Here is a 1,339-nt window from a genome sequence, read left to right as displayed (position 1 = left end):
TGTCGCGCGTCAGACTTATTGGCATGACCCGTTGCATGCGGGCGTGACCTGCGAGGAGTCTGATCGTCATGGCGAGACCACCGGTGCTGCCGGCGGAGGACAAGACCCGGATCGTGTTGTCGATCCTGGCCGGGGAGGTGACCGTCGCCGAGGCCGCACGGCGGGCGAAGGTGTCCGAGCAGGCGGTGGGGACCTGGAAGCGGCAGTTCCTCGACGCCGGGCGGGCGGGCCTGGTCGCCGGCAAGCGCGGGCCCTCGACGCGGGAGGCGCAGCTGGAAGCCGAGGTCGCAGAGCTGACCACCGCGCTGGGTGAGGCCGCGATCGAGGTGCGGGTCTGGAAGAAGTCCGCCGAGGGCCGCCTGGGCCCTTCGAAGACCTCGAGGTGATCCGCGTCGAGGCGGGCATGCCGACCACGAGGTTCTGCAAGCTCATCGGTGTGCCCGAGCGGACCTGGCGCCGCCACCAGGCCCGCGCCCGCGCCGGCCAGCTCCCGAAGGGCCCCTGGCCGCAGCCGGCGCGGGCCGGCGTGCGAGAGGTCGCCCGCGCGCACGCGCTGGCCCACCCGGCTTGGGGGCACCGCAAGGTGTGGGCGATGTGCCGCCACGACGGGCACCGGGTCTCCCAGGCCACCGTGCTTCGGCTGCTGCGCGATGAGGGCCTCATCCTGGAGGCGGCCTACCAGCGGGAACGCCGCCAGCTCGCCGCCCGGCGCAAAGCCGCGTTCGCCACCGAACCCACCGGCCCCAACCAGGTCTGGCAGCTGGACTTCTCCGAGTTCGAGACCACCACCGGCGGCACCTGGCGGCTGGCCGGCTGCCGGGACTACTGGAGCAAGTACGAGCTGGGCTGGCACGTGTCCCCGACGGCGAACATGCATGACGCGATCGCCGCGGTGGAAGCCGCCCTCACCGAGGCCGAGCGCCTGGCCGGGCGCCCGCTGGTCGACCTCGCTCCCCGCGACGCCGACGGGCACATCCAGCCGCTGGTCACCCTCGTCACCGACAACGGCGGCCCGTTCCGCAGCTTCCGGTTCGAAGCGTTCATCGCCACCCACCCCGAGCTGCGCCACGTCCGCACCCGGGTGCGCACCCCCGGCCAGAACGGCTCCCGCGAACGCGGCTTCGGCTCGCTGAAGTACGAGCGACTGTTCCTGGAAGAGATCGACAGCGTCCTGGTCCTCGTCGCCCACGCCGAGGACTACCGCATCGAGTACAACACCGTCCGCCCCCACGAAGCGATCGCCTGGAACCGCCCCCACGACGTCCACGTTGGCGCCGCCGACCCGCTCGTCCCCAGCTTCCCCGATCCCGAAAAACTGCCAACTACTTGACGCGGGACA

2 protein-coding genes are annotated in these 1,339 nt (G+C 72.0%); both read left to right on the top strand.

Features of this window, described 5'->3' with window-relative positions; genetic code table 11:
- Window positions 1-68: 68 nt before the first annotated feature.
- Window positions 69-386, top strand: a complete 318-nt coding sequence (locus GCU60_RS19675; RefSeq protein ID WP_163208335.1) for a helix-turn-helix domain-containing protein — start codon at window positions 69-71, stop codon at window positions 384-386.
- Between the two features lie 17 nt (window positions 387-403).
- Window positions 404-1,330, top strand: coding sequence for an integrase core domain-containing protein (locus tag GCU60_RS19670; RefSeq protein WP_204262356.1), 927 nt, complete (start codon window positions 404-406; stop codon window positions 1,328-1,330).
- Window positions 1,331-1,339 lie beyond the last annotated feature (9 nt).

It is taken from the genome of Blastococcus saxobsidens, from assembly GCF_010682065.1.
GTDB lineage: Bacteria > Actinomycetota > Actinomycetes > Mycobacteriales > Geodermatophilaceae > Blastococcus > Blastococcus saxobsidens_B.
This window is presented reverse-complemented; position numbering and strand designations above follow the sequence as displayed.

Excerpts from the sequence above, each read along its gene's own strand:
- GCU60_RS19675 (WP_163208335.1), top strand. The coding sequence starts at position 69 with ATGGCGAGACCACCGGTGCTGCCGGCGGAGGACAAGACCCGGATCGTG.
- GCU60_RS19670 (WP_204262356.1), top strand. The coding sequence starts at position 404 with ATGCCGACCACGAGGTTCTGCAAGCTCATCGGTGTGCCCGAGCGGACC.